The organism is Streptococcus infantis (genome assembly GCF_047464715.1).
Lineage (GTDB): Bacteria > Bacillota > Bacilli > Lactobacillales > Streptococcaceae > Streptococcus > Streptococcus infantis_S.
The window spans coordinates 411,831-436,428 of record NZ_JASHBJ010000001.1 but is presented as its reverse complement, the minus strand read 5'-3'; the positions used below and the strand labels follow the sequence as shown (position 1 = coordinate 436,428).

30 protein-coding genes and 1 other annotated feature are annotated in these 24,598 nt (G+C 35.2%); of the genes, 4 read left to right on the top strand and 26 right to left on the bottom strand.

The window, feature by feature from the left end; genetic code table 11:
• From QM419_RS02255 to QM419_RS02245, 3 genes are all read right to left on the bottom strand, one after another.
• Entirely contained in the window at positions 1 to 345 is a 345-nt protein-coding gene (locus tag QM419_RS02255) for a ribosomal-processing cysteine protease Prp (RefSeq protein ID WP_000613699.1), read from the bottom strand.
• A gap of 15 nt (positions 346 to 360) precedes the next feature.
• Positions 361 to 675 (bottom strand): 50S ribosomal protein L21, encoded by a 315-nt coding sequence (gene rplU, locus QM419_RS02250; protein ID WP_000109141.1) that lies wholly within the window; start codon positions 673 to 675, stop codon positions 361 to 363.
• Between the two features lie 34 nt (positions 676 to 709).
• Positions 710 to 797: a sequence feature (ribosomal protein L21 leader region), on the bottom strand.
• A gap of 76 nt (positions 798 to 873) precedes the next feature.
• Positions 874 to 1,548 (bottom strand): YoaK family protein, encoded by a 675-nt coding sequence (locus QM419_RS02245; protein ID WP_414277740.1) that lies wholly within the window; start codon positions 1,546 to 1,548, stop codon positions 874 to 876.
• A gap of 146 nt (positions 1,549 to 1,694) precedes the next feature.
• Here QM419_RS02245 and QM419_RS02240 point away from each other — a divergent pair, with 146 nt between their 5' ends.
• Together QM419_RS02240 and QM419_RS02235 are read left to right on the top strand one after the other, a co-directional pair.
• Positions 1,695 to 2,672 (top strand): Gfo/Idh/MocA family protein, encoded by a 978-nt coding sequence (locus QM419_RS02240; RefSeq protein WP_414277739.1) that lies wholly within the window; start codon positions 1,695 to 1,697, stop codon positions 2,670 to 2,672.
• Positions 2,669 to 3,751: a DEAD/DEAH box helicase gene (locus QM419_RS02235; RefSeq protein ID WP_414277738.1), complete on the top strand. Its 1,083-nt coding sequence runs from the start codon at positions 2,669 to 2,671 to the stop codon at positions 3,749 to 3,751. The genes QM419_RS02240 and QM419_RS02235 overlap by 4 nt, the downstream gene beginning before the upstream one ends.
• A 179-nt stretch (positions 3,752 to 3,930) precedes the next feature.
• Here the strand turns inward: QM419_RS02235 and QM419_RS02230 are convergent, their stop codons facing one another.
• Complete coding sequence (locus QM419_RS02230; protein WP_414277737.1) at positions 3,931 to 4,308, bottom strand: DUF1934 domain-containing protein; 378 nt, start codon at positions 4,306 to 4,308, stop codon at positions 3,931 to 3,933.
• A gap of 72 nt (positions 4,309 to 4,380) precedes the next feature.
• On the opposite strand from QM419_RS02230, the gene QM419_RS02225 reads away from it, so the two are divergent.
• Together QM419_RS02225 and yidA are read left to right on the top strand one after the other, a co-directional pair.
• On the top strand, positions 4,381 to 5,685 hold the full coding sequence (locus QM419_RS02225; protein ID WP_414277736.1) for an HD domain-containing protein: 1,305 nt from the start codon (positions 4,381 to 4,383) through the stop codon (positions 5,683 to 5,685).
• Between the two features lie 12 nt (positions 5,686 to 5,697).
• Positions 5,698 to 6,504, top strand: a complete 807-nt coding sequence (yidA, locus tag QM419_RS02220; protein ID WP_414277735.1) for a sugar-phosphatase — start codon at positions 5,698 to 5,700, stop codon at positions 6,502 to 6,504.
• A gap of 75 nt (positions 6,505 to 6,579) precedes the next feature.
• On the opposite strand, the gene QM419_RS02215 is transcribed toward yidA, so the two are convergent.
• The 22 genes from QM419_RS02215 to QM419_RS02110 form a co-directional block, all read right to left on the bottom strand.
• On the bottom strand, positions 6,580 to 6,906 hold the full coding sequence (locus tag QM419_RS02215; RefSeq protein WP_414277734.1) for a 50S ribosomal protein L7/L12: 327 nt from the start codon (positions 6,904 to 6,906) through the stop codon (positions 6,580 to 6,582).
• A 101-nt stretch (positions 6,907 to 7,007) separates the two neighbouring features.
• Positions 7,008 to 7,880, bottom strand: coding sequence for a hypothetical protein (locus QM419_RS02210; RefSeq protein WP_414277733.1), 873 nt, complete (start codon positions 7,878 to 7,880; stop codon positions 7,008 to 7,010).
• A 202-nt stretch (positions 7,881 to 8,082) separates the two neighbouring features.
• A complete protein-coding gene (locus QM419_RS02205; RefSeq protein WP_414277732.1) occupies positions 8,083 to 9,222 on the bottom strand; it encodes a tyrosine-type recombinase/integrase in 1,140 nt (379 codons plus the stop codon).
• A 37-nt stretch (positions 9,223 to 9,259) separates the two neighbouring features.
• Positions 9,260 to 9,595 carry a DUF771 domain-containing protein gene (locus tag QM419_RS02200; RefSeq protein ID WP_414277731.1) on the bottom strand — a complete coding sequence of 112 codons (336 nt, stop codon included), beginning with the start codon at positions 9,593 to 9,595 and terminating at the stop codon, positions 9,260 to 9,262.
• 49 nt (positions 9,596 to 9,644) lie between these two features.
• A complete protein-coding gene (locus QM419_RS02195; protein ID WP_414277730.1) occupies positions 9,645 to 9,890 on the bottom strand; it encodes a DUF4160 domain-containing protein in 246 nt (81 codons plus the stop codon).
• A complete protein-coding gene (locus QM419_RS02190; RefSeq protein ID WP_414278054.1) occupies positions 9,883 to 10,134 on the bottom strand; it encodes a hypothetical protein in 252 nt (83 codons plus the stop codon). Before QM419_RS02190 ends, QM419_RS02195 begins: the two co-directional genes overlap by 8 nt.
• An 88-nt stretch (positions 10,135 to 10,222) precedes the next feature.
• Positions 10,223 to 11,047, bottom strand: coding sequence for an LPXTG cell wall anchor domain-containing protein (locus tag QM419_RS02185; RefSeq protein WP_414277729.1), 825 nt, complete (start codon positions 11,045 to 11,047; stop codon positions 10,223 to 10,225).
• A gap of 21 nt (positions 11,048 to 11,068) precedes the next feature.
• Positions 11,069 to 12,187: a phage tail tip lysozyme gene (locus tag QM419_RS02180; RefSeq protein WP_414277728.1), complete on the bottom strand. Its 1,119-nt coding sequence runs from the start codon at positions 12,185 to 12,187 to the stop codon at positions 11,069 to 11,071.
• Complete coding sequence (locus QM419_RS02175; RefSeq protein WP_414277727.1) at positions 12,187 to 14,292, bottom strand: hypothetical protein; 2,106 nt, start codon at positions 14,290 to 14,292, stop codon at positions 12,187 to 12,189. The genes QM419_RS02180 and QM419_RS02175 overlap by 1 nt, the downstream gene beginning before the upstream one ends.
• A gap of 11 nt (positions 14,293 to 14,303) precedes the next feature.
• Positions 14,304 to 16,811, bottom strand: a complete 2,508-nt coding sequence (locus QM419_RS02170; RefSeq protein ID WP_414277726.1) for an ATP-binding protein — start codon at positions 16,809 to 16,811, stop codon at positions 14,304 to 14,306.
• Complete coding sequence (locus tag QM419_RS02165) at positions 16,795 to 17,187, bottom strand: TcpE family conjugal transfer membrane protein (RefSeq protein ID WP_060553417.1); 393 nt, start codon at positions 17,185 to 17,187, stop codon at positions 16,795 to 16,797. The genes QM419_RS02170 and QM419_RS02165 overlap by 17 nt, the downstream gene beginning before the upstream one ends.
• A 9-nt stretch (positions 17,188 to 17,196) precedes the next feature.
• The gene (locus QM419_RS02160; RefSeq protein WP_060553416.1) at positions 17,197 to 17,415 is read right to left on the bottom strand and encodes a TcpD family membrane protein; all 219 of its coding nucleotides are present in this window, start codon (positions 17,413 to 17,415) and stop codon (positions 17,197 to 17,199) included.
• Positions 17,416 to 17,420: 5 nt separating this feature from the next.
• A complete protein-coding gene (locus QM419_RS02155; protein ID WP_414277725.1) occupies positions 17,421 to 18,353 on the bottom strand; it encodes a conjugal transfer protein in 933 nt (310 codons plus the stop codon).
• Positions 18,350 to 18,826, bottom strand: coding sequence for a hypothetical protein (locus tag QM419_RS02150; RefSeq protein WP_414277724.1), 477 nt, complete (start codon positions 18,824 to 18,826; stop codon positions 18,350 to 18,352). The genes QM419_RS02155 and QM419_RS02150 overlap by 4 nt, the downstream gene beginning before the upstream one ends.
• Positions 18,823 to 19,290: an antirestriction protein ArdA gene (locus QM419_RS02145; RefSeq protein WP_414277723.1), complete on the bottom strand. Its 468-nt coding sequence runs from the start codon at positions 19,288 to 19,290 to the stop codon at positions 18,823 to 18,825. The genes QM419_RS02150 and QM419_RS02145 overlap by 4 nt, the downstream gene beginning before the upstream one ends.
• Positions 19,291 to 19,316: 26 nt before the next feature.
• On the bottom strand, positions 19,317 to 19,796 hold the full coding sequence (locus tag QM419_RS02140) for an antirestriction protein ArdA (protein WP_414277722.1): 480 nt from the start codon (positions 19,794 to 19,796) through the stop codon (positions 19,317 to 19,319).
• Between the two features lie 16 nt (positions 19,797 to 19,812).
• The gene (locus QM419_RS02135; RefSeq protein ID WP_414264494.1) at positions 19,813 to 20,025 is read right to left on the bottom strand and encodes a hypothetical protein; all 213 of its coding nucleotides are present in this window, start codon (positions 20,023 to 20,025) and stop codon (positions 19,813 to 19,815) included.
• A 19-nt stretch (positions 20,026 to 20,044) separates the two neighbouring features.
• Positions 20,045 to 20,413 carry a hypothetical protein gene (locus tag QM419_RS02130; RefSeq protein WP_414277721.1) on the bottom strand — a complete coding sequence of 123 codons (369 nt, stop codon included), beginning with the start codon at positions 20,411 to 20,413 and terminating at the stop codon, positions 20,045 to 20,047.
• Between the two features lie 59 nt (positions 20,414 to 20,472).
• Complete coding sequence (locus tag QM419_RS02125) at positions 20,473 to 20,745, bottom strand: hypothetical protein (RefSeq protein ID WP_414277720.1); 273 nt, start codon at positions 20,743 to 20,745, stop codon at positions 20,473 to 20,475.
• A 263-nt stretch (positions 20,746 to 21,008) separates the two neighbouring features.
• Positions 21,009 to 21,329 carry a hypothetical protein gene (locus QM419_RS02120; protein ID WP_414264490.1) on the bottom strand — a complete coding sequence of 107 codons (321 nt, stop codon included), beginning with the start codon at positions 21,327 to 21,329 and terminating at the stop codon, positions 21,009 to 21,011.
• Complete coding sequence (locus QM419_RS02115) at positions 21,326 to 22,555, bottom strand: replication initiation factor domain-containing protein (protein WP_414264489.1); 1,230 nt, start codon at positions 22,553 to 22,555, stop codon at positions 21,326 to 21,328. The genes QM419_RS02120 and QM419_RS02115 overlap by 4 nt, the downstream gene beginning before the upstream one ends.
• Before the next feature lie 291 nt (positions 22,556 to 22,846).
• A complete protein-coding gene (locus QM419_RS02110; RefSeq protein ID WP_414277719.1) occupies positions 22,847 to 24,592 on the bottom strand; it encodes an FtsK/SpoIIIE domain-containing protein in 1,746 nt (581 codons plus the stop codon).
• Positions 24,593 to 24,598: the final 6 nt, after the last annotated feature.

The window sequence follows — 24,598 nt, the reverse complement described above, 5'->3', positions numbered from 1 at the left end:
TTAGTTTTCTGTGATAACTCTGGTTTGGACGAACTCAGAAGAGTTCTCCGATAAGTTTGCCATACCTAAGAAAAATGATTCAAAGAATAATTGTGTCATTTCTCTCTGGTGAGAAGGAAGATCTTTTGGAATTTCAACCATCAGATAGCCACCTTCATCTTCGTTTAATTCTAAGATTGGTTCATAGCCTGCAAATTTCTCAATGGAATTGATAAAGTTAATGGCAAGCGTAGAAACCGATGCACACACGACATCTAGGCCGTATTCGCCACTCTCGGCGTGTCCAGTAATCTCCGCACTCCTCAGCTCGCCATCTTCGGCTCTCTCAAAGACTGCTTGTATCATGTGTTCTCCTTAAAATTAAGCGTTGATTGCGTTGATGACAACTTTAGTATATGGTTGACGGTGACCTTGTTTACGGTGGCTACCTTTTTTAGGTTTGTACTTGTAAGTAACAACTTTCTTTTGTTTTCCTTGTTTTTCAACAGTTCCAACAACAGTAGCTCCAGCAACAAGTGGAGTTCCGACAACAGTGTTTTCACCACCAACAAGAACAACTTCGTTAAAAGTAACTTCTTGACCAGCTTCAACGTTCAATTTTTCAACGTAAACTGCTTGACCAACTTCAACTTTAACTTGTTTTCCGCCAGTTTTGATAATTGCGTATGTGCTCATTATGCACCTCCTATGATTTTTTGGGTTTCCCCGAATTTTTGTGAAGACTCGCCTAGCATCGTGGGACGAACCACTTAAACTTGAAGAATCAAGCAACGATGTTCGTGCGGTTGCACAGGACTGTGCATAGTCAACTCTACAAGTATAGCATGATTCCGATTTTTTGACAAGTATTTTCACTCAAAATTCAGCCTTTAATCAGACTTTTTTTCGTAAAGCAGATAAAACCATACTTAGATAAAAAATACTCATCATGACAGGGACACCTAAAATTGTTCTTTCATTGAAAATAATGGTTAGGTATGCTGAAAATACTACTCCTAGAATAAAGCTAATCAGTAGGCTCACAAAAATCAATCCTTCCATCAAAAAGGCTGTATGCTTTGTCCGGACGTATTCACCAAAAGCTAACATGGTGCGTTTGATATTTCCCGTCATAAAGGCATTGTTATAGGCAATTCCAGAAACCTCTCCAAAAGCTGTTGTAACGAGACCCATACAAAAAGCCAGAGGAGGAACAATAAACAAATTATCAACACTCAATGGAATAAAGCCGATTATCAATGATAAAATAGCTAATGGAACAAGTGATAGAATGGGTTTTTTAACAATGCGAAGTTTTTCCTTGTAAATCGTAAGCAAAAAAACGCCTAACATGAAAGATAAAAGTGTCAATATCTTTATTTCAGCATCAGCCAAATTTCTCTGAACGATTCCGACTGATAGAAATACCACATTCCCCGTTTGCCCAGCGACTAAGGTATTCCCTCTTACAATAAATGTATAGGCATCTACATAGCCTGCACAAAAAGTCAAAAAAAGCGCCAATCTTTTTGAATGACGAGAAATTTTTCTCATAGGTAATAATCTCATACTAAACTCCTAAATTTACTGTAACTATTGTACCATTTTTTCTAGAAATTTCGAAGTATCAAAGCAAAAGAATTATATCAAGGTAACGAGTTGGCTCTTTCTATGATATAATGAAATCAATCATTACTTATGGAAAAGGAGTAACTATGCTAAAACTTGGTATCATAGGAACTAGTTCAATCAGCCATCATTTTCTAGAGGCTGCCCATACTAGCGGGAAATTTCAACTGAGTGCAGTCTATTCTAGAAAAATAGAAACCGCAGAAAAGTTTGTTGAACAGTATCAAGGCGTTAAGCTATTTGATCAGCTAAATGATTTCTTTAATGATTCATTCGAAGTGGTCTATATCGCTAGTCCGAACTCATTGCATTATAGTCAGGCAAAGATGGCTTTATCTGCTGGAAAACATGTCATCCTTGAAAAACCAGCTGTTACCCAACCACATGAATGGAAAGATTTATTGCAAACAGCTCAGAAAAATCAACGGTTTATCTTTGAAGCGGCACGTAACTACCATGAAGATGCCTTTGCCACAATTAAAGACTTTCTTGCAGACAAACATATTTTAGGGGCCGACTTCAATTACGCAAAGTACTCTTCAAAAATGCCTGATCTCCTTGCTGGACAGACACCAAATGTTTTCTCAGATCGTTTTGCTGGTGGTGCGCTTATGGATCTTGGTATCTATCCAATTTATGCTGCCGTCCGCTTATTTGGGAAACCTCTTGGTGCAACCTATCAAGCTCATAAACTAGATAATAGCATCGATTTGAACGGCGACGGCATCCTCACCTATCCTGACTATCAAGTGCATATCAAAGCAGGAAAGAATATCACTTCTAATCTTCCTTGCGAAGTTTATACTACTGATGGGACCTTGACGCTCAATACAATTGAGCATATCCAATCAGTTGTTTTTATAGACCATCAAGGAAATGAACTTCAACTTCCTATCCAGCAGGCACCTCACACTATGACAGAGGAAGTCGCTGCTTTTGCACATATGATTAACCAACCAGACCAGACACTTTACCAATCTTGGATTGATGATGCGACACACGTCCACAACCTACTTTTCACCATGCGCCAGAATGCTAGCATTAGATTTGAGGCAGAAAAATGAAAACCAAACTACCTACCGAATGGCAAGAATTGATTGACCAACTGGGTTTCCAAGAATTCACTCCCATTCAAGAACAACTGTTTAATCCTATTTTAGAAGGAGAATCACTCCTTGGAGTCAGTCCAACCGGAACGGGAAAAACCTTAGCTTACCTACTCCCAAGTCTTTTAAAACTCCAAAAGAAAAAAGCGCAGCAACTGTTGATTTTAGCTCCTAACACTGAACTGGCTGGCCAAATTTTCGATGTTACCAAAACATGGGGCGAAGCTATCGGCTTGACTGCTCAGCTATTCCTTTCAGGTTCAAGCCAGAAACGTCAGATTGAGCGTCTGAAAAAAGGGCCAGAAATTTTAATTGGAACACCCGGACGTATCTTTGAACTCATCAAATTGAAAAAAATCAAAATGATGAATGTAGATGCTATTATTCTTGATGAATTTGATCAGTTGCTAGACGATTCTCAGATTCATTTTGTCGAAAAAATTACCCATTACGCACCTCGTGACCACCAACTCATCTACATGAGTGCCACTACCAAGTTTGATCAAGATAAGATTGCAGCTAACACGCGCACCATTGACCTCTCTGATCAAAAGTTAGACAATATTCAACACTTCTACATGCAAGTAGACCAACGTCACCGAGTAGATATGCTTCGGAAACTAGCACATGTCGATGATTTCCGTGGGCTCGTCTTCTTTAACAGCTTGTCAGACCTTGGAAGCGCCGAGGAAAAATTGCAGTATCGTGATATTTTAGCTGTTTCGCTTGCAAGCGATGTCAACGTTAAATTTAGAAAAGTTATCTTAGAAAAGTTCAAAGATAATCAACTGACACTCCTTCTTGCGACAGACCTTCTGGCTCGTGGTATCGACATCGATAGCCTGGAATGCGTGGTTAACTTTGATATCCCAAGAGATATCGAAACCTACACTCACCGCGCTGGACGTACTGGACGTATGGGCAAAGAAGGATATGTGATTACTCTTGTAACCCATCCAGAAGACCTCAAAAAACTGAAGAAATTTGCAAGTGTACGTGAAATTGTCTTGAAAAATCAGGAACTATATATCAAATGAGAGTGGGACAGAAATCGGTAATTCGTTAGAATTCGATTTCGTCGTCCCACCTCCGCACAGTTGAGTAGGGCTGTAAAAGCTGATGAAATCAGCGTAGTAGAGCCCACTCAACCACTGCGTCTTGCTCGACAATCAAAAGACAATTGAGAGGCTAGAACTTTTGTCCCAGCCTCTTTTTCTTATCCCCAAGTAATTTCTAAACGGTAATTCGCAAACGGAACCCCTTCTTTGTTTTGAAGTTGATAGGCTAGTTCAATCTTCTCTTCACCAACTTCGTAGTGATTGGTTTGAATGATAAACTCTTGCATACCCATAGGCGTTGGAATATATGCTAAACTCTCAGCTTCCTTCAAAAAACGCATAATGGTCTTTGGATTTGAGAAGCGCGTCATGACGAGCTCTTCTTCCTGAAACTTAATCACAACCTTTTCTTGCTCTTCATTGTAGAAAAGGAGATAAGAAAAATCTCCCTTTTCACGTAGTTCTACATCATAAAGTTGGTCGATTACTTCCAATTGTTCATCGAACTGAATTTTATTTCTCATTCTAATCTTCACATCAAATCCTCTTTCTTCTCACTTATCCCTACTATTTTACCAAAAAGCCTAGGAATTTGCTATAATGGTCTTATGAATGAAAAAGTATTTCGTGACCCTGTTCACAACTATATCCACGTTAACAATCAAGTCATTTATGACCTAATCAATACCAAAGAATTTCAGCGGCTCCGTCGCATCAAACAGCTTGGGACATCTAGCTATACTTTCCATGGTGGAGAGCATAGTCGTTTTTCTCACTGTTTGGGTGTCTATGAAATTGCCCGTCAAATAACTGAGATTTTTGAGGAGAAATACCCAGAGGAGTGGGATTCTAATGAGTCTCTCTTAACCATGACTGCAGCCCTTCTACATGACCTTGGACATGGTGCCTACTCTCATACTTTTGAAAATCTCTTTGATACTGACCATGAGGCAATTACTCAGGAAATAATCCAAAACCCTGAAACAGAGATTCACCAGGTTCTTTTGCAGGTCGCTCCTGACTTTCCTAAGAAGGTAGCCAGTGTTATCGACCACACTTATCCCAACAAACAGGTCGTTCAACTGATTTCTAGTCAGATTGATGCGGACCGCATGGACTATCTCCTTCGTGACTCCTACTTCACAGGTGCATTTTATGGCCAGTTTGATTTAACACGGATCCTTCGTGTCATTCGTCCTGTTGAAAATGGAATCGCCTTTCAGCGTAATGGAATGCATGCCATCGAGGATTATGTCCTCAGTCGTTACCAGATGTACATGCAGGTGTATTTCCACCCAGCCACACGAGCTATGGAAGTACTTTTGCAAAATCTTCTAAAACGTGCTAAAGAGCTCTATCCAGACAACAAGGATTTCTTTGCTCTAACCTCTCCACACTTACTACCATTCTTTGAAAAAAACGTTAGCTTGTCTGATTATCTAGCACTAGATGACGGAGTTATGAATACCTACTTCCAGCTCTGGATGACAAGTACGGACAAGATTTTGGCTGACTTATCACAACGTTTTATCAACCGTAAGGTCTTCAAATCTATTACTTTTTCTGATAACGACCAAGACCAGCTTGAAATCATGCGGAATTTCGTAGAAGAAATTGGTTTTGACCCCAACTACTACACTGCTATCCACAAGAATTTTGACCTTCCTTACGATATTTATCGACCAGAGTCTGAAAATCCTAGAACACAAATTGAGATTGTGCAAAAAAATGGTGAGTTAGCTGAACTATCTAGTCTTTCACCTATCGTCCAATCTCTTGCAGGAAGTCGTCATGGTGACAACCGTTTCTACTTCCCAAAAGAAATGCTGAATCCAAACAATATTTTTGCTTCTACCATTCAACAATTTTCACATTTGATTGAAAATGATCATTTTACTCCAGACAAGAAATAACAGAGGAAATTTATGAGTATTAAACTAATCGCCGTCGATATCGATGGTACACTAGTCAATAGCAAGAAAGAAATTACGCCAGAAGTTTTTTCAGCTATCCAAGATGCCAAACAAGCTGGTGTTAAGGTTGTGATTGCAACAGGTCGTCCTATTGCTGGTGTTGCTAAACTCCTTGACGATTTACAGTTGAGAGATGAGGGCGACTATGTTGTTACCTTCAACGGCGCCCTTGTCCAAGAAACTGCTACAGGACATGAGATTATCAGTGAATCCTTGTCCTACGAAGACTATCTGGATATGGAATTTCTCAGCCGTAAACTAGGGGTTCACATGCATGCCATCACTAAGGATGGTATCTATACTGCCAATCGCAATATCGGAAAATATACCGTACACGAATCAACCCTCGTCAGCATGCCGATTTTCTATCGTACACCAGAAGAAATGGCTAATAAGGAAATCGTCAAATGTATGTTCATCGATGAACCAGAAATTCTAGATGCCGCGATTGAAAAGATTCCTGCAGAATTTTATGAACGCTACTCTATTAATAAATCAGCTCCATTCTACCTCGAACTTCTCAAAAAAGGTGTAGATAAGGGCTCAGCTATTACACATCTAGCTGAAAAACTAGGATTAACAAAAGATGAGACTATGGCTATCGGAGATGAAGAAAATGACCGTGCCATGCTTGAAGTCGTTGGAAATCCAGTTGTTATGGAAAACGGAAACCCCGAACTCAAAAAAATCGCAAAATACATCACTAAAACAAATGATGAATCTGGTGTAGCCCATGCGATTCGAACTTGGGTCTTGTAAAATAACTAGATATAGAAAAAGCACCTCAGAAGTTAGAGATAAAAAACTAACTCCTGAGGTGTTTTAAATTATGGATTACTCTTCCTCATCAAACATAAGTGCGTCTAATTCTTCTCTTTCAACCGCAATCTCTTCATAGGCGGTAATAATATTATTTAATATTTTTAAGGTGATAACACCAGTCGAATCTTTCATAGTAACCATGGTTCCAATGCCACTCAAGTCATGAATAAGGACTCTTAATTTTTTTAATTCGTCCAAATCTAGAATATCCACTTCCATGACTGTATCATGATTTCTTATTCTTGATTGAATTAGAGAAAGAGGCAAGGATGAATAGTTTCTTAACAACTTATAGGTCGCTGACTTATCCCCTATAGAATCAATATAAATGCCTAACATAGTTCTTACTCCTTTACTCACTCTTTATCAGTTTGTATGTTCTACCTTCAATCTCATATCATTGCTATAAGATTTTATAAACAGCATTAGAATAATAACTCCTACTGTATATCTTTGATAAAGGCTACAACTTGACGGTTATCAATCTTTACATAATGTACACCACTATTATTAACAAGTTTATCCCCTTCATATTTATCAATCTTTACAGCATAAAGACCACTTGGTAAGGGTTGATTGTTAAAAAATTCTTTCATTTGCGATTCAAGGTCTTCAAGATAGGCATCATATAACTGATCCTTCTTGTCTTCTAGAGTGTAGTATCGAAATTGAAATTCTGGTATAAAAATATCTTTTTGGAAAAGATATTGAGCAGCCATGGGATACATCCCTTGTAACGCTTGTCCTTTGCTTTGATTTTCCGCTAATATTTCATCATAAAGATTCATGTTGCCAGAATTACTGTTAAATTGAAAACTGATTCCTTCATACTTCAAATAGGTCATTTTAGGGTCTGTTATTGAATTTTCCAATGTTTTTAAAAATTCGCTGGTGCCTGGACTAATCTCAATCCCTAGATAGGCTAGTTCTGGAAAAGTTCGATAAATTTTTTTGTTTTGTTTATAATCTACTTCCGCATCAGTCTTTCTATACGTTTCTTTTTCAGAAGGACGAGTATAGTATTCAAAACGAGTCTTAGCCTGATAGGTTTTACCATCTATATTTTCACTGTAAGTACCATGGATTACAAATCCTCCTACACTTGTATAGTTTTTTTCATATTTTTCTAAATTAAACTGACCTGTAAGACCGTAGTTCTCATAAGAACGATGTACAGCTTGCTCAAGTTCATTCTGACTTGCATGGGCAAATAGACCCCACATATCCATCATAGCAATAATAGGACTAAGCACCATGAACATTGCAAATAGTATAACTATGGATAAGCAGCCAATTAATATGCCTTTTTTCATCTTTTTCTCCTTAACATTCTATGTCCATTATAACACACCATAGATATCTTATGAGTGGTTCAAAATTTGGTCAAAGAAAAAACACTGGTTATCCAGTGTTTTTGTGGCTAGTACTGCCCCCTGCAGGAATCGAACTATTGCTTACAAACCCTATTCTAATAGGCTTTTAAAGGGTTTTGGTCAAATTTTGGTCAAAATAATATCAATTTTTATCCAACATTATTTCCCTAACAACTTCATATTCTTTATCAATAACTTCTTGAAGCGCATGACCATAAGTCCTAATAATCTGCTGTATATCTTTATGACCAAGCAACCTTGCAACTACCCATATATCAATTCCATTTGCTAATAAATATGATCCATAGGTATGCCTGCCTGCTGTCGCTGTCATTTCTTGACTTCCTATTCCTAATTCATTTAAACAAACCTTTAAACTCTTATTTAAACCTGAATTGGTAGGAATCTTATACCTTCTATCAAAAAATACTAAATCATGCTTTTTTAATTCTTCACGATCAAAAAGAACCTTATTCTGTTCCACTTTCAATGATTTTAAAACTTGTAATAAATCATCATCGATAGGAATTTTTCTAATCGAGGTTTTCGTTTTAGGAGGTGCAAACTCTTGCTTATCACCTAAATATCGTCTATACGTTCTAACTGTTTTATTCTCAAAATCAATATCAGTCCAGCATACTGCCATTCCTTCACCTACCCTAAATCCAGTTTTGAATAGAAAATATAGAAGATATGGTATCACAGATTCCCTGTAATTAAACTTCGATTTTAAATGAGATAGCAAATCCTTATATTCAGAAACACTATGAATATACTTATCATCTATATTCCCAGCTTCCAATCCATAGATTTTTACATCTTCTGTAATATCTACTATCTGCAAACCACTTCTTTGACTAAATTTAATCGTTGACCTTATATCAGCATTGATTCTCCGTAAGTGATCCTTCGTCACATTTTCTCCTAAACTATTCAAACGTGACTGATATTCCTGATGGTTAAGGCTCATAGCTGGTATATCTGAAAACAGCTTCTCTATCACGTTGCCTCTTGAATAATACCCTTCCTTCGTTCCATTCGCCTTTTCTGAAGGAAATATCACTAGATCATACCAATCTTGCCACAAATTAAACAAGGAAGCCTTACTATCAAATCTAGCTGTATAATTTGACTGAAACAGTTTACGTTCTCTTTCTTGCGCTTCATTCATAGCTTCACGCTTCGTCTTAAAGCCTGAATTTGTTGCAACAACTTTTCCTGTTTTATCAAATATTCGATAATCCCATAGTTTATTTTTTCCACGTTGACGATAACTTGCCACAATTCCCCCTTCCTAAATAGCAATCATCACTATTACATTATAACATCAATAATACTCTTTGATAGTTTTTATCAAAATATTCTCTTGTTTTCCTTGCTAAAAATCTATATGGCGAACCCTTACTTTTAGGATATAACACAAATCCTTCTTCATTCTGCTCAATATCCACTTCTTTTTTAATTTCAGGACTCAACAAAATATTGTTCACAAGTTTATTCTTACTAATCGACAACAATTCCTCAACCTTTTCAATCGTCCACCATTGACCGATTTCTTCTTTTTGAAGCAAATCTAAATATTCAGAACGACTAATCAAAACCATATCAGCAGGAATTGGAACTTCAATATTAAATACTTGTTTTTGTTCTTTCATTTACTACTCCTTTAAACAACAAAAAAACAAGCCATTTCTGACTTGTCCTTTAATATGCACTATTTTGGTACTCATTCCATAATGCTTGAAATTCATCTGCATTTTCTAAAACATATTGTCTTACTATTTTCATATCTTTTGACTTCAATTTTCCATCACGAAGTTTACCATTTAAAAACATTGATCCAACTTCCTCGCCATGAATATAAATATGAATATGAGCCATCTGACCTTTATGGTTATGTTCATTCGGACGAATTTCAATACCATACTTTAAAAAAGAATACTTAGGCATGTAACAACCCCACGTAGTCCTTCCACGTCTCAAGGTAGTTATCACGATTTAATTCAATTTGTTTTTGCGCAAATCGTATATCATAGTCTGCTAAGTCTAAATTTTCTACAACTTCACCTGTAAGAATACTAAATGTTCCAATCAATTCTTCATCATCATACATACGCAGAATTGGATTGCTAGGATTTTTAGAAATATCCTCTTTGGTTACTTCTAAATTTGTAACACCAAACTCTTTAATCATGATTCCTTCTCCTTTCACTTTCTTTTATTATATCACTTTTTTTCTAAAAAGAAAAAACAAGGTAGGAACTACCCTACCTTGTTATTTTTTAGTCAAATTTACGCTTACCAATCACAGTTGCAACTAACCCTACAATTCCCCAAATAGTAGTAAAAATTGTACTAGTTGTTCCAGTATTCGGAAGGACTTTTAACTGACCTTCTTTATCTTTCAAAGCAATAGTACCATCTTTTTGCTTCACACCACCTACTTCATAAGGCTCTTTTTCAGCATAATCACCTTCGCTTGTTTCAACTACAACTTTTCCTTGATTCGTAGAAACTACCTTGTGACCAGTATTTGTTTCAATCGGCTGTTCTTGAATATCCTCTTTAGTGACATTCAATGGTTTAGGATCATCAGATTCTTTCACACCGACATTATCTTCTGCCTTCTTCTTATCTTCCTGAACTTTTGGATCAGCTTCCTTTTGAGTATCAGCTTTTGGCTGTTCCTCTTTTGGCTGTTCTTCCTTCGATTTTTCAGATGGTGTTGTAGGCTCTACTACAATCCCTGTATTATCTTGTGAAGGCTCTTTTTCAGATTCCTTACCAAGATTTTCAGCAGGCTGTTCTTCTTTTGGCTGTTCTTCCTTCGGCTTTTCAGATGGTGTTGTAGGCTCTACTACAACTCCTGTATTATCTTGTGAAGGCTCTTTTTCAGTTTTATCACCTAAATCAAGATTCCCACCATCAGTTTGCACAGCAGGAATAACAGCAGGCTGTTCTTCCTTCGGCTGTTCTGCTACAACTAGACCAGCATTATCTTCTTTAGAAGCTACACTTCCACCCAAAGACAATTCATCAGCATTTACACCAGCTACAAAGCCACTCAACACCGTTACACAAGCTAACGTTACAATTTTTTTATTCATATTTTTTTCCTTTTCTTTCTTTTATTTTCCAGTTACATATAAAAAGTTTTTTGCCTGATCAGCAGTAAATACACGATAATTTGTGATTCCTGTTCCCTGACCACTTTGGACAAAGTTACATTCAGAAATCAATATTGATCCATCATCTTTTACATCTTCGACAAAAGCCACATGACCATAAGTTGGATGACCACCTGCCTGCCTGCCTTGAAAGCTAACAGCAGAATGCTTCGTAGGAGTATTAGAAACTTCATAACCTGACTTATGCGCCCAGTCTTGACCATTGCCCATGTATGGATCAAAATTTATACCAAATTCTTTTGCACGATTAAATACATACCAAGTACATTCACCATAAGGATAAGATTGAGTAATATAGCCATCTTTGGTAATTTCCTTGTCAATCGAATAGCCACTAGGTATATCCATAGCCACTTGACCAGCAGGAATATCCAAACTACCAGCTATTGCATTCCCACTTGATCCATCAGATTCAATCGTACCCTTAAATACTTCATACCACTTCTTACTATCCTTTTCCAGCTTCTCTAATTTTGTCTGACCATCAGAAAGTAAAACACCTTCATAATGTTCTGACCAATACTTAGCACTTTCAAAAGGATCAGTTGCCTTTTGCATATAGTCTTTGACTTTTTTATATCCATGATTTAACTCATAAGACATCAATTCCAATTCAACCGTACTATCTAAAGTACGAGAACTAGCCTTCGCCCATCTATCACCATTGATTGTGTTACCATCCCAGCCTGACCATTGAAAATATCCAGCCACTCCACCTGACGGATTCGTTAGTTTAGGATCAAAGTCACTTTCTCTTTCAGCATTAGCAAGTGATCCACTAGCACCCTCTAAAGTGAATTTCTCTTTAGAGAGTTGCCAGTTTAGAATCTTAATCACCTCTTCTGCTCTTTCAACAGAAATATTCGCTTTTTGTGCTACTTCTTGAGCTGTTAAACGTGTTCTCTTTCCAGTAGTAGAATCAGATGAACCTGAACTTCCAGCAACCACAGCACCCATAACAAGTATCAAAATCAAGATAATAGGTAGAATAGTTGTAAGATTCGACAAGAGAAAGGCAACTACATATTTCTTTACCTGATTTTTAATTTGATTCTTCATTAAATCTTATTTCTCTTTCTATCTATCGTAACATTCGGACGATTCTTTTTTTTTCTTTCTTGCTTTTTTGGACTAGAATTTCCCCCCTTCATTCGTTTTGTTTTAGGAGTATCAATTTTAGGATTCTTACCTGAATCCACTTGATTCATTCCTTGTCCTTTTTTCGCTTGAAATTCTGCCTTCTTCCTTGCCATTCTTTGTTCTTTCAAACGTTGAACTTCAGCATAAGATGAATTTTTTATTTTTCCTTGCGCCTTCGCTTTTTCAGCAAATGCTTTTTTCTTTTTATTCAAGGCTTTATATTTATCCGATTCCTGATCCTTAATCGAGTTAGCACGAACTTTATATAGTGAAGCCATAGCACGATTCCCTTTTTCTTTAAAGGAATTTACAGTACCCCTTACACCATGCTTCATAGAAGCATATCTACTGCCAAATCTGCCAAGTGATTCATTTTTTGAATGACCATTAGATCGTAAACCTTTAAGGCGAGATTGTAAGTTGTCTTTACCCATCTTCAATCCACCTTTAGCAAACTGACCACCAGCAGAAAGTCCACTCTTACCAACACCAAACATTCTTTCACGAATCTTTTTAGTACCTTGATTGAGATTCAAGCCATTCATTCTATTTACAGGTAATCGTCCAATTTGTGAGAACAATGACAGGATCATATTCTTATTCTTAAACATCAAGAATAATAGAATAGCCTTTACGAATATCACGATCAGCACATTTTGACCTACTGCCAAGCTAATAAAATCTGTTAATGAATTGTAAAAGAACACAAACAAAGTAGTTGCTAACAAGGTCACAGATGATAGAATCAACATTGATATAGACTTCTTATTGAATGAGTGAATCAAACCTTCCATTGAAGGAAACAGACTAACCAATAAGATAAATGGTAACAATAGAATCAAGAACACATAAATCATCAAGAAGAAGAACCTTGCTAGTCCTAAGACTAAGTAAACAATTCCTACTACGGTTACATCAATCAATGATGAAAAAGCATAGCTAAACTTTGCGCCCCACTCACTTTTCAGCATTTTGTTTTCAGGATCTTTATCTTTTGCAATATCCTTGATTTTCTTACCACCAACAAGATAATCTCCATCACCTTGTTTATATCCAGCTAAATCTTCAAATTCTGCTTCAGATAGTTGAAATTCGCCATCATCTTTCAAAGGGGAATTCATATACTTATACGATTTTACGATTGTTTCAGTAAAATAGACATCAATAGCATTAGAATTTTCATTCGTCAATGTTTTAGTGATCTGACCATTAAGAGTAATCGTTGTCGTTCTAAATCCATCATACAAATGAGTTAATAAATACTTATTCTGTTCATTCACATTTATTTTAATAAAGTAAAGACCAATAATTGTATAGATCAACAACATCTTCACAAATGCTTTAACTACGCTACCGTTACCAGTTGCGAACAGATACAAGAGATATAAAGCCATACTTGCACCGATCACATAAACTATCTCTTTACTGAATAGAGAAGAAAATACTTTACTAGAATTGCCTATCACATTATTCAATAAGGTTGATACATCACTCATTCCCTCTACTGCATTATAGATTCCAGCTATAATCGTGAAGATAAATTTTGACAACCAAAAAATAGCTTGCACAATCGAATTAAAGAAATAATTCATGTTTGAATCGAAACCAAAGAATTTCTTGTCAAAGTAAACCTTGCTAGTTAGATCAGACATCTTCGACTTATAATTTTCATAAGTCAACTTTCTTGATTCTGCTTCTTTCTTTTTAATAGCTTCTTTACCTTCTAAGTCCTTCTTTGCACGTTCAATCGTCTTTTTTGCTATTTCAGTATCACGATCTTTAATGACAGGCTTATTCGTATTCTTATCAAATTCAATAATATTGAAATTATTCTTTGGTAGGTAATCTGTTCCAATACCACTATCCAGCTTCACAGACGAATCAGAAGATGGAGTTGTCGTTGAAATCGAATTAGAATTAAAAGCATTTATTCCTGTATTCGGTAATGATGGTTCAGTCGCACCAGCTAGAAAAGGAAGGAAAAAGATAGACAAAACAAATCCTAGTAAAATATTTCTTCTCATTTTTCCTCCTTCTATTGAACGGACACCAATTTAGTATCTACTGTATTAAATAATGGTAACAATTCAGGATTGATCGTACCATCAACAGTTATACGTTCCTTACGTCCAAATGTATCATAGTAGATACATTGACCCATTGTCTGATTTTCAAGCCATGCTCTTGATAATTCATCATTTTCAACTCTTAAATGCTCCAGTATTGCTTCTGTTTCAGTATTTTCAGGAAACGCAAATACTGTACCAAATCCAGTTGTATCATCACTTGTTTTCAAATCTTTTACAGATTGAGTGACAAGTACCAAGAAATTATTAAATGATCGTCCAGTACGTTTAATACGGTTAACCACTTGTCGCCCAGCAGGAGTTGACATAATCTGCCATGCTTCATCAAGGAATAACATTGTTTCCTTGTCTTTTTCACGTTCACCAAAGATTGCACAGAAATAGGTCAAAGCATACATAACAGTCAAACTTCTTAATTGTGTTTCAGTCATTTCATCTTTATCAGTACCTTTTGGCATATCAAGACCAGCAATTTCAACAATTATTGTCTTTTCATCAGTCTTTAGAACTCCTTGACTACCATCATAGAAACACAATGATAACAATGAATTTTTAGAAATTCGCTTCAAGAAATATCCAGCAGTTGAAACTTCCTCTTTAGATGATTTTTCCAATTCATCAAACACTTGTAACATTCCAACCTTTTCACCTGCTTTTCTACGATCAATCACTTTATCAAGTGAATCTAACAGGTAAGGTTGAACCTTGATATAAGTATCTTTATCCAATACAGAGCCGACAAGTACGGTTGCTAACTCCGTTAACTCACCTTCATCTTCCAAAAATGAGAATGGATCAAGAACACCTTTATTTTCTTCCTTACGCATATCCAAAGTAATAAAGCGAATAGATCGTATGTATTCTTGTAATTCTTCAGACTTACCTTTTTCTTCCAAATCAGCTAACACAGATAGATATTGTGTTCGCATTTCAGCTTTTGGATCAACATACAGAACTTTTGCTTTTAACAATGAATGGTAAGTAAAAAGTAATTTTGTCAAGAATGACTTACCGTTACCAGTTGCACCAGTAATTGCAGTATGAGGATTGCTTGTTTCTTTACCATGCACACCAATTTTATTGGCTTGTAATAAGTTAGTAAATACAACATTCGTACTATTATCTAATGCACGTTTAAAATCTCCATACCATGAAGCGATATTCTTATCAATTCGACCAATAGGGAAGCCAACATCAGTACCTACTTTTTTCTTTGTAAAGAACAGATTCTCACAAAGACCACGCAGGCTTGAATATTGTAAATACCCTTCTCTATCACTATCAATTAATTCAGTCATTCTGAATTTATAGAATAGATACACCTGATCAGCAACAGCCTTCACAATTTCAACTTCCATATCTTTCAATTTTGAAGCTAAAATATCATACTTAACATTCAATTCTTCAATGCTATCACCAGTAATCTGTAACAAGTGAAGGAATGTAACCATAGGTTCTTTGTTATCGTACTTCTCTTGAAAATCTTCTAGTAACTGATAACTTTCCAACACTTCGATTTTTTGAACATCATCATTCTCTGCTGTTTCAGTAACAGTATTTCCAAGATTCTTACGCTTATTTCTTGCTCTTGTATTCAAAGAATAGATTCCACTTTTAGTTGAGAATTTCACTTTCAAAGCACTATTTACAGGGAAACCAATATTCTTAATTTCTTCTGCTAAGTGCAAGTAAGAAACATTCTTTGGATAAGCATATACAGGAATAGTTGCTACAAAGCTTTCTTCTTCACCATTGACCAGTTTCAAAGCGTTACCTGATCCAATTTCAATGATTGTTTCATCAACATTCTCAATCGAATTTTGAAGGGCGATAATTTCACTATCTTTATCATAGTATTGACCATTCAAGAAATGAATCCGATTCAACAACATCAAATCTTCTTTCACAACTTCTTGAATATTCAAAGCGTGTAATTTTGTTTGAATCAATTCTTTTTGATCTTGCCATTCCTTCGACCAATCGACCTTCGGTAATTCTTCAAAACCAACCATTTTCATGACTGATTTTCTAAAGTTAGCAACAGACTGCTTGACCGTCACTTTAAAATCAGACGATACATTGACCGACTTCAAAGGCACTACTAGATAATCTTTTGATTCCAGCAAATATGTAACTTCTTCTTCTAAGCGATCAGCCATATTAGAAATCACATAATTTGCCAATGGACTAGTACCAACATCCTGCTCAATATCATGAGAAAGTAACTCAATTTTCTTTGCCAACTCTAAGTCAAAATTCAGAGTATAGATTCCAAAATCACTATAATTAGCAATACTTGATAAGTAATTGAATACTAAATCTTTTGAATCTTCTTTCTCACCATCTTCAATAGTATTGATCACTTGTGGCTCAACTTCAAATACAGCCAGCACACTTCCATCTTTCAAGAGAATCAAGCTATCATCTATCGCCCAAATATTATTCGTTAATTCCACGGTAGATTCTTCTCACTTTCTCATATTTTTTACCTTTACATAAATACATTGAACTTCTCTTACTGTCATATTCTATCCAAAATTTAAAATAATCAACTAAGAAACGAAACAATGTTTTACCATCAATTTTATTTTCAGCTAGTAAATTTCCACACCACCAGCCAATGAACAATGAACCCATGAATCGAAAACCCCAATCCAAAAAAGGTACATACCCTAGCAAGAACCACGATAAAGCGAAACTTACTAGAGCATAGATAATAGTTGACATTTTGAGAGCAAAAGGCAAACTAAAATCTTCATTGATCTTGTGTACCCATATAGGTTGTCTAAATGCGGTAGTATAAACATACAGCTTTTTATCTTCACGCTTCATAAAGTTGACCTACTTGAATACTTCAAGCACTTTAGACCAAATAGTATTCGTTGCACGCAAGACTGATTCAGGGTTATCCATGAAATAAATAATGAATCCAGCAATCAGAATTGTTCCTACAATCGTTCCAACTTTTTGATCCTTCCACGCTTTAAGAGCCTTCGTACCAGCGAAAAATGCTACTGCTGGAATACCAAGTTTTGCTACTAAAAATTGAAATAATGCCATTTGTTCTATTCTCCTTTATCATCATCTTTTTTATTGAAGTCTGCTGGAATCGTATGATCCATTTTTTCTACAAAATAGCTATCTTTATCTTCTCTTAACTCAAAGCTAAAGTTTTCACTATGAGTTGTACCTGCAACATCAAGAGTAATTTGCGAATAAGCATAGATTTTCCCATCTTTCTCTTTTAAGTAGGTATAATCTAAACTCTTAAACGTTGCACCACCAATAGACTTAATTCCATTAGAAATCAAATCTAAGTTTGCTTGACTGGTAGTGTAATTCTTAAAGAACAATTCCAAGAATGATACCAACTTCTTGCGCTTGCCCTCTTCCATTTCATCATTCGCTAACAGCGATACATGATTCTCTTTATCCACCCCTTCAGCTTTAAAATCGCTCACAGGAGAGAACCAAGGCAAACCACTTATATAATACTTGCCATCTTTCACACCGTATGGAATCGTAAATTCAATTCCTACACGTTGATTCTTATCATCTTTCTTCGTATCATAGATCACACGATAAACAGCGACACCATCTTTAGCACTCAACATTCTAGCACTAACAATATTCATCTCCTGCTTCGTCTGACCTTGATTCTTCACATCAGGAACACTTCCATAGTAATCATTCAACTTTGCGACATCTTCATCAGCAGAGCCACTTTTTGAATTATATGTAAAGTATCTACTTACATATCCATCTAGGAACTGTTCCAAGGTACGATCTGTTTCTTTTTTAGCTTCCACCACAGGTGCTTCAGAAAGCCTTGCTTTCATCTTCGCAGTAGTTGCTATTGAAACAAACATGGTTAAACCACAAAACAAGACGAAACCAACCAAGCTAATCATGAAAATCAGATTCGATTTTTTCTGACTGATTTTCTTAACTGTCAGTTGTTTGTCTTTGCGTGGCTTCTTTAAAAACACATTTCTCATTCAAAAGAAACCTTTCTATAAAATCCTTTTGGAGTATTCAGCACTTCACCTTGCTCAACAAAACCTTGAAATGCTGTCACCCAATTTCCACATTTAAAAAAATAATTTATCAAAAGACCGATATCTAAATTCTTTGAAAGTTGAATCACAGTTGCTACTTCATCTTTAGAACAGAATTGATAATAGGTTGAAACAATCTTTTTGATAGGAACATATCGCTGTAACTGAAATCTCACAACATAATCATCACCATCATACAAATCAAGGACTGCTTTTTTCAGCAAGTAAACCTCGTCCAGCGACATGATCTTATCAACTTCCCAATCAGTAATACCACATACAAAGAAATTCCCTTTATCAATTCCCAATTCTTTCAATCTTGCAACAATCTGCTCTTGACTATGCTTCATAATATCTAACTCACAAAGATAATCGAAATTGCCTTCATTCAGAACCCTGATATTCGCTATCATCTTGATACAAAGTAACCTTTATCAACAAAGCTACCACCTTCTGATAGGCGAACATCACGACCATACTTTTCATAGTCTAAATAGCGTTCTAATTGTTCCCTTGACAATTCAACACCCAATTCTTCTACAACATATTGACCTAAATCTCTATCAGTTGCAACATCAGGATATAACCAGCAATCATCAAATTCAGCATTTGCTAAAGCCTTCGGATCAGAGCTATCTGATTCAATGAATGATAAAACAATATCTTCATCTACATCTTCCAAATTTTCAGCAAGTTCATTCGCTAAATCTAAGGTCAAGCGTTCACAATCCAAATCAGGCAATCCCTCAATCGAATCAAACGTAACCTCAATTTCTTGACCTTCATAGCCAAAGCGTTCAGAAAGTTCTTCACTAGAAATTGGAAGCAGGACTCGTCTAGCAACACCTTTATAAATAACTAAAGCCATTAAATCCATTTTTTGTTTTCTCCTTCCTAAAAATCTTATAGCCTATCTGCTTTAGGTAAAAAATAACCTCTATCAGTAAAGCTACCACCTTCTTCTAAACGAACATCATGACCATATTTTTCATAGTCCAAATATTTTAGAAACAAGGCTAAATTAAAACCATTTTCCTTAACTAAATACATTCCTAACTGAAGATCGTTATGAATTTCAGGATATAATGCACAATCCAAAAAATCAAAATTCAATAAATCTGATAGGTCAGTATTTCCCAATTCAATATACGTTAAGACCTTTTCTTCGTAAACAAACTCTAAATTTTTAGCAAGTTTATTTACATCTGATAACGTAGCACCTTCCACCTTCAGTTTAGGTAATTCTTCAATAGATTGAATCGTAAAAAGTATCTCCTCTTTATCATATCCAAATTCAGAAGCGATTTTTTCAGGAGCAACAGGTAAAGAAAATTGTCTCGCCTTCTTTGACCGATTATCCATAATCAAAGCTGTTAATTCCATCTTTCACCTTCCTTTACTAACCTTCTACCTGCTTATTTAACTGTTCCAAATCAGCAACAGTAAATAAACCATATCCAATGAATGAAGTACCCTCATAATCAACAATTTCAATTTGATCATCATAAGAACCACTCATTCCAATCACTGACAACTTTCCAAAATATAAAGGCAAGCTAAACCAAGCCTGCCTTCCATTTTTTGGATTCTTAATTAAAACTCTTGAAGCCATATTCAATACCAGCTATTCTTTATTGCAAGAAGTACCAGCTATCGCCTTCATGACCAAGAAAAGTATATGAATCCTCTATGCGACTAACAATTTCATCTTCATTTTCTTCTACATAAGCAGATAAACGTTCTTCATTCAATAAGTGCTCATATTCTCCATGATCTAAAATACCAGCAAAATCAATTAATGCTTCTTTTGTATCAACTTCTGTAAATGAATTGATATAAACATTATCAGGATTGCAACCATCAAACTGCTCAAATTCAACACCATCAAAATGTTCATTTAACTTTTCAATAACAATATCAGGCTCGTCAAGAAATCTTTTTCCATAAACATAGTCTTTACAAATATCAGAATAGCTATCATAAATAACTTTAATACTCATTTTCTATCTCCTTCCAAACAAATAAAGGAAGCCAACCTTGACTTCCTTTACCATTTTAATTAAATTGAAGCTGAACGCTCAAAGCTAGAGCCAATCGCAAACGCACGATTCGTTACTTTGTTATATTCTTGATTCATTGAATAGTAACTTGATACATCTTTCTTGATACATTCGATCACTTGATATGGAAGGCTCAAATCATCAGTATTTTTAAGAAGCGCACTTAACTCACCAGCTAAAGTCCATGCTTGCTTAAATTCTTGATCCTTCAATTTCTTACCAAGTTCCAAAGCTAATTCAATAACTTGTTTATCTTTTCCACTTAAAGCCATTTTTTTATACCTCATTTTCTATTTTTTTAGCTTTTACTTTTTTCCAGCTATCATGCAGGAGAACGCTTCTTAATTTTCACTCCATAAAAACCTTCCTTTTCATTCAACAAATAAACAACCTACAAAAAACATCAGAAATAACAAGATAGAGAATTTAACATTCCCTATCAAAACATACGCTAACAGCGACATAAACAATCCTAAAATAGAATTTAAAATCAAATAATGTATGATCTTAAATATTCCTCTTATAATTCCCATCATCAAACCCATCTTTCTAAATGGAATCGGTGAATCAAATTTAAACATTCAGCTTCCATTTCTTCTTTATTCCTTCTTAATAAACCAAACCATAACAATTTTCTTTTCACATCTATCTGACCTGCTAGGTATGATTCGTATTCATCAATCAAACGCTTCAATTCATACCAATCTTCCCTTTTTTTAGTCTGATTATATTTTTGTGATTGAAACTCAATATAATTTTGATAATCTCTAGCAATCTTACTATCAGTCAAACCATCATAAAAATTTCTTGCAGGAATTAAATACACAATTTTCTCAATCTGTTTATACTCAATCATTCTATCCTTCCTAACTGACTTTGTAGAAAGTCAAGTTGTTTCCTTTGTCTAGGAGTTATCTCCCCTGATTCCATTATCTTCTTCATATTCTCTTGCATAAACAAGCGATCAATTTCAGAAACATATACCAGGGAATTAGAAACTCTTTCTACCAACCATCTAATTGTTTTTTCAACAGTATAGGGTTCAGGACTTACAGATAACCTAACTGCTTCATTATTTCCAAAAAGTCGTTGCCACTTACTATCAAACTTCCTAAAACCATGTTCATCAGTTCCGTCATAAATTTGAATCGCACCTTGAAATATCGACCTTGTTAGTTCAGCAATATCAGCACCAGTTAAAATTTCTGAAATAAATGACCTTGCCTTACCTTGTGAAAATCGCACCTCATAACGATTCCATATTCCAAACAACCTTACACTATCCGATACACTTATACCTTCTTTCTTCGCTATCTCATATCTCTTTTCATAAAAGTTAAAGTACATTTCAGACTGCCGACTACCTAAATAAATGGATAACCCTTGTCTATTTTCTGTTTCTAGTGGATTCTCAAAATCAAATCCACCACCACCAACAAATGAAAAATTCTTTAAATAAGGCGAAACAATATCTTGATTATAATACCTTGTTATTAGTGATGATAAGTCAAAATTTTCTTTTGTATCTTCCATAGCCATTTCATCAACTGCAATATCTATTCTAGTAACACTAAAATTTTCTCCATAATTTTGTTTCAACCTTTTTATAAAATCTATCCATGTTATATTTTCACTTTCAAGATACAGTTCTAACTGCCTGCAACCTTGACCACTTAATTGTACGGTAATTCTATCTTTATCTTCTCCATTCTCACTAAACGATGAATTAAAACCAAAAAACCAAATATCACCATAACGATACAGCAATTCATATTTCATAAATGAAGTTGTTTCAGGATTCAGCATAATATCAAATCCAAAAAATTTTTTAGCTACATAGTAAACATCACTTTCCTTATGAAGCGTAAATCTGAAATAGTCAATCATATATCTTGTCAATTCTTTATCACACTTTTTTAAAGTAAAGTGACTTTTTATTTCTAAAAAATCTTCTTTCTTCAAAGTTCTATATCCATTTTCATAAGCCTTTATCGTAGAAACAGGAATACCAGTCTTAATTGATAACTCTTTTCTTGTCATTTTTAGTTCTTTTCTAAAATCTTTTAATTCTTTTCCTTCCATTTCTCCTTTAAAACTCCATTTTTTCACCAAAAGGGACACAAAAAAACACTAAAAGGACACACCTTCAAACCTTGTAGCTCTAAGCGTGAAGTGTATTTTGTAACTTTTGTTACCCACCTATTAGAATAGGTGGGTTAATAAATATAGTCCAGCCAAAAATGCGGTCGGTGCGTTGCATGGGTTCGCCTACGGCTTCACCCCTGCTTTGCACCTACATTTTTAGCTGGACTATACTTAATAAAAAATGCCCCTAAAAAGGGGCACCAACACTATTCTAACAAAAAGGAAAGGTTAATCTCCAAAGTATTCGGAAACTAACTCACTCCAACTTTTATTAGATTCTTCTCTATCATCTATCATTTTTGAAAGTAATTCCTCCGAATCTTTATCTATAAAGATTTTACCTTCTTTACGCTCAAATGAATAAGTCCCCTGTTCTTCTATTTTTTGAATAACATTTCTCAAAATATTAGAACGAACACCTTTTTCTAAAGCGAAGTCTGATAGATAAACACCTTCAGGATTATCATTTTCTTCATTCTCTTTTTGCTTACTAGACAACAATTCTTGAACCAATTCAGGACTAGCTTTTTTAACAGTTCCTTTTTCTAGTTCTTCTTTAGCCTGCATTTCTTCCTGTAACGCTTGTTTTTCTTCTTCAGAAAGCACAGCTTCAGGATTTTCTAAAGGATTGAAAGGATTTTCTCGTCTTTCAATCTTCTCAAATTCATCATAGAAAGAGAATTTCTTTTCAAGCAATGGTGAATAGAATTCCCTTGCCACTTCTCCATAGACACAGGCATAACCACGACCATAGACACGCTTACCACCTACAAACTTCACATACTTAAATTCTTTATTTCTATTGACATCACCAAACGTTAGATCATAACTAATCTCGTCCAATCGACCAATAGAAATACGAAAGTTAATGTTAGCTTGTAATTTTGAACCTAAATCTTCTCTTGCAGGCTTCTGCATAGCTAGGATTCCAAAACACCCAGCTTGCCTTCCAAGAAGCAAGAATTGGCTCATAGCATTATCTAAGCGCTGTCTAGTTTGAAAGTCTAACATAGCACACAAAGCATTATATTCATCACACACTAGGAAATAAGGCTCTAAACCGTACTCATAATACTTCTTCATATCCTTATCACCATTTTCAGCGCGTTTTTTACGAATATAGGCATATCGTGCAAACATAATATCTACTGCTCTTTCAATCATAGCTACTATATCTTCAGCACTATATGAAATTCGACCTTCAAAAGCCTTCTGTTCTGCCATTGTTACAAAGTCAGCTTGTTTTGGATCGCCAATATCAACTACACCTACTTTTGCTAAAGCACGAATCAATGTTCTTAATAGAACAGTCTTACCACCACCAGTACCACCGACTACCAGCAAATGAGGATCGTCAACAGGATTCCAATAGAGATTCTTCATCAGTTGAATACCCTTATCAGAATAATTTACATCAGTTACTTTGATACGATTCAAGAAAGCAGAATAGGCCAGTTTATAAGTTTTGAACTTAATATCGTCCTGAACTTCCATAAAGTCCATAAAGAACGTTGTTTCTAACTCACTGCCAATCTTCTTAAATTTCTCTTGAAACTTATTTCCTGCCATTTTAAAAGCAACTTCCAAATCATAACGATTCTGCTTCATATAAACAACAGGAAACACAACTTTATCTCTAGTACCTGAATCAGTTTTAATCTTTTTGATATAGGTATAGCCATTCTCTTTCAAAAAGAAAGCTAGTTTAGAAAGTCTTTCTAAAACTTGAAAGAAAAACACTCTTTCTTGTGAAAGCCATGTTAAATAAATACTCAAGACTACAACTACTATCAACAAAATCACAGAAATAATAATAGCTGGTATATCTAAACTCTTTATTTTCTCAAAGTTTAAATAGCCATAAAATACAAGCACAGGCGATAATAACAAAAAGAAAAAAGAAAAGATAAAGTATCTAAGATTCACCATATAAGGCTTAATCTTAATTCCCCTGTATGCAGGAAATAAACCCATATCTTT

What these genes read in the sequence shown, in the direction of transcription:
- QM419_RS02255 (WP_000613699.1), bottom strand. Translation starts at nt 345, where the DNA reads ATGATACAAGCAGTCTTTGAGAGAGCCGAAGATGGCGAGCTGAGGAGT.
- rplU (WP_000109141.1), bottom strand. Translation starts at nt 675, where the DNA reads ATGAGCACATACGCAATTATCAAAACTGGCGGAAAACAAGTTAAAGTT.
- QM419_RS02245 (WP_414277740.1), bottom strand. Translation starts at nt 1,548, where the DNA reads ATGAGATTATTACCTATGAGAAAAATTTCTCGTCATTCAAAAAGATTG.
- QM419_RS02240 (WP_414277739.1), top strand. Translation starts at nt 1,695, where the DNA reads ATGCTAAAACTTGGTATCATAGGAACTAGTTCAATCAGCCATCATTTT.
- QM419_RS02235 (WP_414277738.1), top strand. Translation starts at nt 2,669, where the DNA reads ATGAAAACCAAACTACCTACCGAATGGCAAGAATTGATTGACCAACTG.
- QM419_RS02225 (WP_414277736.1), top strand. Translation starts at nt 4,381, where the DNA reads ATGAATGAAAAAGTATTTCGTGACCCTGTTCACAACTATATCCACGTT.
- yidA (WP_414277735.1), top strand. Translation starts at nt 5,698, where the DNA reads ATGAGTATTAAACTAATCGCCGTCGATATCGATGGTACACTAGTCAAT.
- QM419_RS02215 (WP_414277734.1), bottom strand. Translation starts at nt 6,906, where the DNA reads ATGTTAGGCATTTATATTGATTCTATAGGGGATAAGTCAGCGACCTAT.
- QM419_RS02210 (WP_414277733.1), bottom strand. Translation starts at nt 7,880, where the DNA reads ATGAAAAAAGGCATATTAATTGGCTGCTTATCCATAGTTATACTATTT.
- QM419_RS02200 (WP_414277731.1), bottom strand. Translation starts at nt 9,595, where the DNA reads ATGAAAGAACAAAAACAAGTATTTAATATTGAAGTTCCAATTCCTGCT.
- QM419_RS02195 (WP_414277730.1), bottom strand. Translation starts at nt 9,890, where the DNA reads ATGCCTAAGTATTCTTTTTTAAAGTATGGTATTGAAATTCGTCCGAAT.
- QM419_RS02190 (WP_414278054.1), bottom strand. Translation starts at nt 10,134, where the DNA reads ATGATTAAAGAGTTTGGTGTTACAAATTTAGAAGTAACCAAAGAGGAT.
- QM419_RS02185 (WP_414277729.1), bottom strand. Translation starts at nt 11,047, where the DNA reads ATGAATAAAAAAATTGTAACGTTAGCTTGTGTAACGGTGTTGAGTGGC.
- QM419_RS02180 (WP_414277728.1), bottom strand. Translation starts at nt 12,187, where the DNA reads ATGAAGAATCAAATTAAAAATCAGGTAAAGAAATATGTAGTTGCCTTT.
- QM419_RS02175 (WP_414277727.1), bottom strand. Translation starts at nt 14,292, where the DNA reads ATGAGAAGAAATATTTTACTAGGATTTGTTTTGTCTATCTTTTTCCTT.
- QM419_RS02165 (WP_060553417.1), bottom strand. Translation starts at nt 17,187, where the DNA reads ATGAAGCGTGAAGATAAAAAGCTGTATGTTTATACTACCGCATTTAGA.
- QM419_RS02160 (WP_060553416.1), bottom strand. Translation starts at nt 17,415, where the DNA reads ATGGCATTATTTCAATTTTTAGTAGCAAAACTTGGTATTCCAGCAGTA.
- QM419_RS02155 (WP_414277725.1), bottom strand. Translation starts at nt 18,353, where the DNA reads ATGAGAAATGTGTTTTTAAAGAAGCCACGCAAAGACAAACAACTGACA.
- QM419_RS02150 (WP_414277724.1), bottom strand. Translation starts at nt 18,826, where the DNA reads ATGATAGCGAATATCAGGGTTCTGAATGAAGGCAATTTCGATTATCTT.
- QM419_RS02145 (WP_414277723.1), bottom strand. Translation starts at nt 19,290, where the DNA reads ATGGATTTAATGGCTTTAGTTATTTATAAAGGTGTTGCTAGACGAGTC.
- QM419_RS02140 (WP_414277722.1), bottom strand. Translation starts at nt 19,796, where the DNA reads ATGGAATTAACAGCTTTGATTATGGATAATCGGTCAAAGAAGGCGAGA.
- QM419_RS02135 (WP_414264494.1), bottom strand. Translation starts at nt 20,025, where the DNA reads ATGGCTTCAAGAGTTTTAATTAAGAATCCAAAAAATGGAAGGCAGGCT.
- QM419_RS02130 (WP_414277721.1), bottom strand. Translation starts at nt 20,413, where the DNA reads ATGAGTATTAAAGTTATTTATGATAGCTATTCTGATATTTGTAAAGAC.
- QM419_RS02125 (WP_414277720.1), bottom strand. Translation starts at nt 20,745, where the DNA reads ATGGCTTTAAGTGGAAAAGATAAACAAGTTATTGAATTAGCTTTGGAA.
- QM419_RS02120 (WP_414264490.1), bottom strand. Translation starts at nt 21,329, where the DNA reads ATGATTGAGTATAAACAGATTGAGAAAATTGTGTATTTAATTCCTGCA.
- QM419_RS02115 (WP_414264489.1), bottom strand. Translation starts at nt 22,555, where the DNA reads ATGGAAGGAAAAGAATTAAAAGATTTTAGAAAAGAACTAAAAATGACA.
- QM419_RS02110 (WP_414277719.1), bottom strand. Translation starts at nt 24,592, where the DNA reads ATGGGTTTATTTCCTGCATACAGGGGAATTAAGATTAAGCCTTATATG.